The organism is Novosphingobium sp. KN65.2, from assembly GCF_001368935.1.
Lineage (GTDB): Bacteria > Pseudomonadota > Alphaproteobacteria > Sphingomonadales > Sphingomonadaceae > Novosphingobium > Novosphingobium mathurense.
Genome location: NZ_CCBH010000052.1, coordinates 1 through 7,192, shown reverse-complemented (window position 1 = coordinate 7,192; position 7,192 = coordinate 1). Strand labels below are relative to the sequence as shown.

The 7,192-nt window shown below is 61.3% G+C and carries 9 protein-coding genes; all 9 read left to right on the top strand.

The window, feature by feature from the left end:
• Positions 1 to 74 precede the first annotated feature (74 nt).
• Positions 75 to 230: a hypothetical protein gene (locus tag SPHV1_RS24775; RefSeq protein ID WP_156367198.1), complete on the top strand. Its 156-nt coding sequence runs from the start codon at positions 75 to 77 to the stop codon at positions 228 to 230.
• Positions 231 to 534: 304 nt separating this feature from the next.
• On the top strand, positions 535 to 1,011 hold the full coding sequence (locus SPHV1_RS01810) for a hypothetical protein (protein WP_054944406.1): 477 nt from the start codon (positions 535 to 537) through the stop codon (positions 1,009 to 1,011).
• The gene (locus tag SPHV1_RS01805; RefSeq protein WP_054944405.1) at positions 1,001 to 2,485 is read left to right on the top strand and encodes a hypothetical protein; all 1,485 of its coding nucleotides are present in this window, start codon (positions 1,001 to 1,003) and stop codon (positions 2,483 to 2,485) included. The genes SPHV1_RS01810 and SPHV1_RS01805 overlap by 11 nt, the downstream gene beginning before the upstream one ends.
• Positions 2,486 to 2,488: 3 nt before the next feature.
• Positions 2,489 to 2,926: a hypothetical protein gene (locus SPHV1_RS24770; RefSeq protein WP_156367197.1), complete on the top strand. Its 438-nt coding sequence runs from the start codon at positions 2,489 to 2,491 to the stop codon at positions 2,924 to 2,926.
• Positions 2,926 to 5,124 (top strand): hypothetical protein, encoded by a 2,199-nt coding sequence (locus SPHV1_RS01800; RefSeq protein ID WP_054944404.1) that lies wholly within the window; start codon positions 2,926 to 2,928, stop codon positions 5,122 to 5,124. Before SPHV1_RS24770 ends, SPHV1_RS01800 begins: the two co-directional genes overlap by 1 nt.
• A 35-nt stretch (positions 5,125 to 5,159) precedes the next feature.
• Entirely contained in the window at positions 5,160 to 5,486 is a 327-nt protein-coding gene (locus tag SPHV1_RS01795) for a co-chaperone GroES (protein WP_054944403.1), read from the top strand.
• Positions 5,483 to 6,316, top strand: a complete 834-nt coding sequence (locus tag SPHV1_RS01790; protein ID WP_054944402.1) for a hypothetical protein — start codon at positions 5,483 to 5,485, stop codon at positions 6,314 to 6,316. The genes SPHV1_RS01795 and SPHV1_RS01790 overlap by 4 nt, the downstream gene beginning before the upstream one ends.
• Positions 6,317 to 6,321: 5 nt before the next feature.
• Positions 6,322 to 6,780 (top strand): hypothetical protein, encoded by a 459-nt coding sequence (locus SPHV1_RS01785; protein ID WP_054944401.1) that lies wholly within the window; start codon positions 6,322 to 6,324, stop codon positions 6,778 to 6,780.
• A gap of 62 nt (positions 6,781 to 6,842) precedes the next feature.
• A partial coding sequence (locus SPHV1_RS01780) for a hypothetical protein (protein WP_156367196.1) occupies positions 6,843 to 7,192 on the top strand: 350 nt, incomplete at its 3' end.

Sequence of the window (7,192 nt, the reverse complement as noted above, 5' to 3'; positions counted from 1 at the left end):
GGGCTGGTCGACGCGAACGGCTGCACGATCTGGAGGGCGCCGAACCCGATTGGGTTTTTGTGGGGAGGTGAGCTTTGACCACCACCGATCCCCTCCTGTCCGAAGTCCGGCGCGCAATGAACCGTCTCGGCTTCACCATCGCGGCGCAGAACCTTCTGCTGAACTGGCCGCGCTACGACTGCAACCTTCGCCAACGCATCGCCAAGAAATGGGGGATCGAGAATGTCTAAACGAGGCCGCCCACCCGTCACCCGCAAGCGCGTCCTGACCTACATCGAGCGCGCCAGGCCGAAGACGGTCATGCAGATCGTGAGGGCGACTGGAGCGGACCGGAGGCATGTCTATCGCATCCTCGCCGCCGCATATGGCCCAAATTTCCGTTCTGAGTGGGGTTGTGGCGCGAAAACAGCCTATGACCATGCTGGGGTAGCTCTTGTGGCATGAACGCGCTGAGAGGGCTTTAAACGGGAAATTTGCAGATTTGTTTTTTGCCACATGCAAAAGGGGGTGAAATGTCTGTAGATGGCTTGTCCCATGAGCGGACAAGACACCACCGCAAAGACATCGGGACGGCCCACCGCGTACCGAGAAGAGTTCGCAGTGCAGGCCGAAAAGTTGTGTGCGCTCGGTGCGACCGACCTTGAGCTTGCGGATTTCTTCCAGGTCGATGTGCGTACGATCTATCGATGGAAGCACACTCACGACGAATTTTGTCAGGCACTCAAGGTTGGAAAGGATGTTTTGGACGACCGGGTAGAGCGCAGCCTCTATCAACGCGCCGTTGGCTACAGCTTCAACAGCGAAAAAGTATTCCACTTTCAAGGACATATCACCAGAGCCGAGACAATCGAGCATGTGCCGCCAGATCCGGGCGCCGCGCTTAGCTGGCTCAAGAACCGTCGCGGTGACAAGTGGCGCGACAAGATCGAGCATGAGCACGGCGTAACCGAGGACGTTGCGGCCATCCTCGCCGAGCGCCGCGCCAAGGTGGCAAAGCTCAATGGCGAGTAAGGCGCAGGGCACCGAGGCGGTTCTTGCCCACGACATGGCCGGCTTCACGCATGACCCGCTCGGCCACGCGGTCTACTCGTTCCCTTGGGGAGAAGGCTCGCTCTCCGACGCGAAGGGGCCGCGCGAATGGCAGTGCGATGTCATGGAGGACATTCGCGAGCACCTGAGCAATCCCGAGACGCGCTTCACGCCGCTACGCATCGCAGTCGCATCGGGCCACGGCATCGGGAAGTCGGCGCTGATCTCGATGCTGGCCGCATGGGCATCGGACACTTGCGAAGATACCCGCATCGTCCTGACTGCGAACACCGAGACGCAGCTGCGCACCAAGACCTGGCCCGAGGTGCTCAAGTGGCGCAACCTGTCGATTGCCAAGCACTGGTGGCGCCTGACGAAGACCGGCATCTTCTCGACGTTCCCCGGCCACGATGAGGGCTGGCGCGTCGATGCGGTAACGTGGTCCGAGCACAACACCGAAGCTTTCGCCGGCCTACACAACAAGGGCAAGCGCATCGTCGTCATCTTCGACGAGGCCTCGAACATCGCCGACAAGGTATGGGAAGTTACCGAAGGCGCGCTCACCGACGAGAACACGGAAATCATCTGGATCGCGTTCGGCAACCCGACGCGCAACACCGGTCGATTCCGCGAATGCTTCGGCAAGTTCCGCCACCTGTGGAAGACGCGCCACATCGACAGCCGCGATGTCGAGGGCACGAACAAGCCGTATCTCGATGAGATGGTGCGGACCTACGGGGCTGACAGCGACATCGTGAAGGTTCGTGTCCGCGGACTCTTCCCGTCCGCATCGTCGCTGCAGTTCATCGGGCAGCACATCGTAGACATGGCTAAGGCGCGCAACGTGGAGATCGATCCGCGCGATCCGTTGGTCATTGGTGTGGACGTGGCCCGCTTCGGTGACGACGAAAGCACGATCTACTTCCGCCGCGGACGTGATGCCCGCTCGCTCCCCCCGATCCCATTGAGCCAGGTCGACACGATGCAGTTGGCGTCCAAGGTTCTCGAGCAGCAGCGCATCCACGGCGCCACAGCGATATTTGTCGATGAGGGCGGGATAGGCGCAGGCGTGGTCGATCGGTTGCGCCAGCTCAACGCACCGGTCTTTGGTATCCAGTTCGGCGGTAAGCCATTGGGCGCAGTGAGGCTGGCGGCCGGGGAGAAGGTCGCGAACCGCCGCGCCGAGATGTGGGCGATCATGCGCGAGTGGCTCAATGGCGGCGCGATTCCCGAACACGACCAGCTTGAAACCGACCTGACCGGCATCGAGTACAGCTTCAACAGCAAGGACGAGATCCAGCTTGAGCGCAAATCGGACATGAAAAAGCGCGGACTGTCCTCGCCTGACCATGGCGACGGACTGGCGCTCACGTTCGCTGTCCCCGTCGCCGCGCTGGATCTCGACGACATGGACGAAGACGACCGGGCCGAGCCCGATGCAGTAACAGGATACTGACGCATGGCCTACGACATTCAAGACGGCACATGTGAATCTTACGCCACCATTGGTGTTGGCGCGGTCTTGGTAGAGCAAATTCAATCAATTGAGCGGCAGATTCAGCGTGATGTTGAACATCTGGCGAAGCGTGTTGCATTCTCGGCCGGTGCTTGCACCGAGCGTGGAATATTACACACCATCTACTGCAACGGGGCCATCAAGCAGCAAGGTGAAATGGCTCGCCCGATTATTGCGGCATCCCTATCCCATTCGGATCAGGTGACAGCATTCGAACGAGCAGCTCATGAGACGCTTGCTATCATCGCAGCCAACAAACCGAAGGGTCGAGATCTACTGATCTGGAGGTCTTGTCCGTCCGCCTCACGCACACTGATGCCTGATGGGCTGCATGTTCGAATCTACACTCGCCTTTCATGGGATAAGATTGAGGAACTTTGATGGCAACGCTTCCCGAAAACGACACCGACACCACCCCCGAGGAACAGGAAGGCGAGTTCCACGAAGTCACTGAGGTCTCAACGCAGATCGGGATGCTTGAGGCCGTGAAAGCGCCGAACCTCGTGCCGATGCTGTCAGAGCACGACGTCAACCGCATCGGCTACGAGGCGACGAGCGAGTACCAGATCGACCTTGCGTCCTGCGAAGAGTTCCACAAGCGCTACGACCGCGCGATGGACATGGCGATGCAGAAGACCAAACCCAAGACGTTCCCTTGGGCCAATGCGTCGAACGTCATCTTCCCGCTCCTGACGCAGGCCGCGATCCAGTTCCAGGCGCGTGCCTATCCTGCGATCATCGACGGCAACGCGGTCGTGAAGGGCCGTGTGCTTGGACCCGATCCGGAAGGCGTGAAGGCAGCGCGGGCCGAGCGCATCGCGGCGCACATGAACTGGCAGTTTCTCAATGATGTGCCGGGCTGGGAAGAGGACACCGATAAGCTCCTCCTGCAACTGCCGATCATCGGCTGCGTGTTCCGCAAGACATGGCGCGATCCGGTGCGCGGACAGAACAACTCCGAGACCGTCAGCGCCAAGGACTTCGTGGTCAACATCAAGACCGCGAGCATGGACAAGGCGCCGCGCTACACGCACGTCCAGCGCTACTACCCGCACGAGATCGAGGGCCTGATTCGCTCCGGCGCATGGGAGCGCGTACCGTACGAGGGCGATGACGGCAGCGATCCGCACAGCCTAGTCGAGGTCTACGAGCAGTTTCGCCTGATCGACATGGACGACGATGGGTTGGCCGAACCCTATGTCGTGACCTGCACGCCCGATGGCAACGTGTTCCGCATCGTCGCCTGCTACGACATGGACAGTATCTACGTTTCGTCGGATTCCTTCGACGGGCAGAAGCCGCTGTCCGAGGTCATGGAAGCGCTGCTCGGGATGGGTATCGAGGTACTGCCCGACATTCGCGTCGTGCGTGTCGAGCGCAAGGAGTATTTCACCAAGTACGGCTTCATTCCCGCACCTGATGGCACGTTCTACGACATCGGCTTCGGGACACTGACCGATCCGCTGGGCGCTGCGGTCAACACGATCATCAACCAGCTCATCGATGCCGGCACACTCGCGAACATGCAGGGCGGATTCATCGCGGGTGGCACGAAGATCAAGGGCGGGAACATGCGCTTCACGCCGGGCGAGTGGAAGCGCGTCGAGGGCGCGACATCCGGCCCGCTGCGCGAGAACATCCTGCCGCTGCAACTGCCGGGGCCATCCGCCACGCTGTTCCAGTTGCTCGGCATGCTCGTCGAATCGGTCAAGGGCATCACCAGCGTCTCGGACATCCTCTCCGGCAACCAGGAGAGCCAGACCGCACCGACTACCGCCCTTGCCCTCATCGAGCAGGGCCAGAAGGTGTTTACCGCGATCTACCAGCGCATCCACCGCGCGCTTGGCGTCGAGATCGGCATCATGCGCCGCCTGAACCGCGATTACCTCGATGAGGCGGAATACTTCGCGCTCAACGATGTGCAGGGACAGGTCGGACGCTCCGACTATCAGGACAAGGATCTCGACGTTCAGCCGGTGTCCGATCCGCGCGCCATCAACGATCGCGTGAAGATGGCCAAGGCGCAGATCCTGATGAGCCACAACGGCGACCCGCTCGTGAACCAGCAGGAGATCCGCAAGCGCGAGTTCGAGGCGGCGGGTATCGACAACATTCCCAAGCTGCTCGAAGTGCCTGCGCCGCCGCCCGATCCGAAGGTCATGGCCGATGCAGCCAAGGCGAAGACGGATGCCGACAAGGCTGCAGCCGAGATCCGCAACAAGGACGCCGAAACAGCCAAGACGCTGATCGATGTGGCTAGTGCAGCGTACGAGCTGGGCGTGAAGGTGAAGGACATCAACATTCAGACCGATGCGCAGCGCATGCTGAACGAGGCGATCTCGCTCGCTGACAGCGTGTCCGGCGCGATGAAGGAGCAAGGCGATGGCGGACAATCCCCTGACGAACCGGGACGAGTTCCTGAGATGGCGGGAGCAGCCGACGACGCAGGCCTACCTGCAATTCCTGCGGGACTTCCGGGACAGCCTGGCGAAGCAATGGGCGGCGGGGGAGAGCTTGTCCCCGGAGGACCAGAGGCAGGCGCGGACGCTGGGGGAGCTGGCGGACCTGTCGTGCAATGATGTGCGCAATTTCTACGATCTGAGCGAGGAAAACGATGAACACGAGCGGGATTGAACCACTGGACGTTCGGGTGCTGGTGAAGCCCGATGCGGTCGAGGAAAAGACCAAGGGCGGCATTCTCCTGCCGCAACAGGCTATCGAGCAGGAGAAGTACGCGACGGTCAAGGCAACCCTCGTTGCCGTGGGCGCCAATGCCTTTAGCGAGGCCAAGGCGAACCCGGCTTTCACCGCCCCGATGAGCGGCGACCGCGTGATGGTCGCGAAGTACGGCGGCATCAACATCAAGGGCGACGACGGCGAGGACTACCGCCTCATGAACGATGAGGACGTGATCGCCTTCCTGAAAGGAGCAGCAGCATGAGCCTGGAGGAACAAACTCAGGGGCAGGCTGACGGGGACTCTACATCCCCCGAAGCCAACACCGAGACCCAGACCCGCGACTACGAGGCCGAGGCCCGTTCGCATGGCTGGACCCCGAAGGACGACTTCAAGGGCGATCCGTCGCGATGGGTAGATGCCGAGACGTTCGTGAAGCGCGCCGATGAGGTGATGCCGTTCCTGAAAAAGCAGAACGCGGCCCTCAAGCGCGAAATCGACGACATGAAGCGTCAGCAGAAGAAGGCGGCGGACTTCTTCAGCAAGGCCGAGGAACGCGCCTACAACCGCGCCATGACCGACCTGCAGGCCAAGATGGACGAGGCCGTAGAGAGCGGCGACCGCGATGCCGCGCGCAAGGTTCTCAAGGACATGGACGACCTCAAGTCGGACTTCACCTCCGAGCGCATGGAGGCCGAGCCGAAGGAGAAGGAGGACGGCCCCGAGATCGTCGCGCAGGCGCAGCAGGCGATCCGCGACTGGATCGACGGCTCGGACTGGTACTTCACCGACGAGAAGAAGACCAAGTACGCCGACATGCAGAGCGACCTGATCATCAAGGAACACGGCCAACTGCACAAGTTCCCGGGCGGAATCGATGCGGCGCTCGCCGAGATCGACAAGCGGGTGCAGCGCAAGTTCTCCGAACGCCCGCCCGTGCAGACGAGTGGCAGCGGCAACCGGTCTGGCAGCGGCAAGACCGGGCGCGGCTATGCTGATCTGCCGGCCGACGCCAAGCGCCTGTGCGACAAGTGGGTCAACCAGGGGTTGATCAAGTCGCGCGAGGATTACGTCAGATCTTATCAATGGGATTGAACGATATGGAAGACATACCCAAGCGCCGCGGCCGTCCGCCGATCAGCGAGACCGCCACCGAAGAAACCAAGCCTGCCGGGCGCCGTCGCCGTGCATCGGTCGGCGGACACGCCCTCAAGCTGTCAGCCCCCACCCGCGCCGGTTACGTCCGTCGCTGGGTCAACGACATCGACAACCGACTTGCGGATGCCAATGAATTAGCGTATGATTTCGTTTCGGACGACACCATCAAGTCAACTGGTGTCGATTCTCGCGTCTCCCGCCTCGTAGGCACCAAGGCAAACGGAGAGCCGATGCGAGCCTTCCTCATGGAAACACCCGTCGAAGAATTCAACGCGGGCATTGCCGAGAAGGAATCGCACCTCAGGCAGATCGATGAGGCCATGCACGGCATCGTCGACGAAAACGGCCAGCACGCTCCCAAGGGCGAGCAATATGGCCAGGTCTCCATCAAGCGGGACTAACCGGGGCCTTTCCTTTTCTCTGATGGCACCCGGCGCATTCCGCGAACGCAAAGGGTGCCATCATGGCGAATGTTGCAGCTCCGTTCGGGCTTCGTCCCGTCCAGACGCTGGGCCACGGTCACTATACCGGCGCAGTGCGTCAGTATTCCGTCCCGTCCGGCGATTCCAATGCCATCTATGTCGGCGATCTCGTAAAGCTTGCCGGTACCGCTCAGTTCATCAACGGCTCGACCTACACCGATATTGCTATCGCAGCATCTGGTGACGTGTTTCTCGGCGTCGTGGTGGGCTTCCTTGCTGAAACCCGCGACAGCACGATCTATCGCGCGGCCTCGACCCAGCGCATCGCCCTCGTCTGTGACGATCCGAACGCCCTGTTCGAAGTCTCGCAGGGTGTCAACGGCGGAGTAAA

What these genes read in the sequence shown, in the direction of transcription:
- SPHV1_RS01795 (WP_054944403.1), top strand. Translation starts at nt 5,160, where the DNA reads ATGAACACGAGCGGGATTGAACCACTGGACGTTCGGGTGCTGGTGAAG.
- SPHV1_RS01785 (WP_054944401.1), top strand. Translation starts at nt 6,322, where the DNA reads ATGGAAGACATACCCAAGCGCCGCGGCCGTCCGCCGATCAGCGAGACC.
- SPHV1_RS01810 (WP_054944406.1), top strand. Translation starts at nt 535, where the DNA reads ATGAGCGGACAAGACACCACCGCAAAGACATCGGGACGGCCCACCGCG.
- SPHV1_RS01805 (WP_054944405.1), top strand. Translation starts at nt 1,001, where the DNA reads ATGGCGAGTAAGGCGCAGGGCACCGAGGCGGTTCTTGCCCACGACATG.
- SPHV1_RS01790 (WP_054944402.1), top strand. Translation starts at nt 5,483, where the DNA reads ATGAGCCTGGAGGAACAAACTCAGGGGCAGGCTGACGGGGACTCTACA.
- SPHV1_RS24770 (WP_156367197.1), top strand. Translation starts at nt 2,489, where the DNA reads ATGGCCTACGACATTCAAGACGGCACATGTGAATCTTACGCCACCATT.
- SPHV1_RS01800 (WP_054944404.1), top strand. Translation starts at nt 2,926, where the DNA reads ATGGCAACGCTTCCCGAAAACGACACCGACACCACCCCCGAGGAACAG.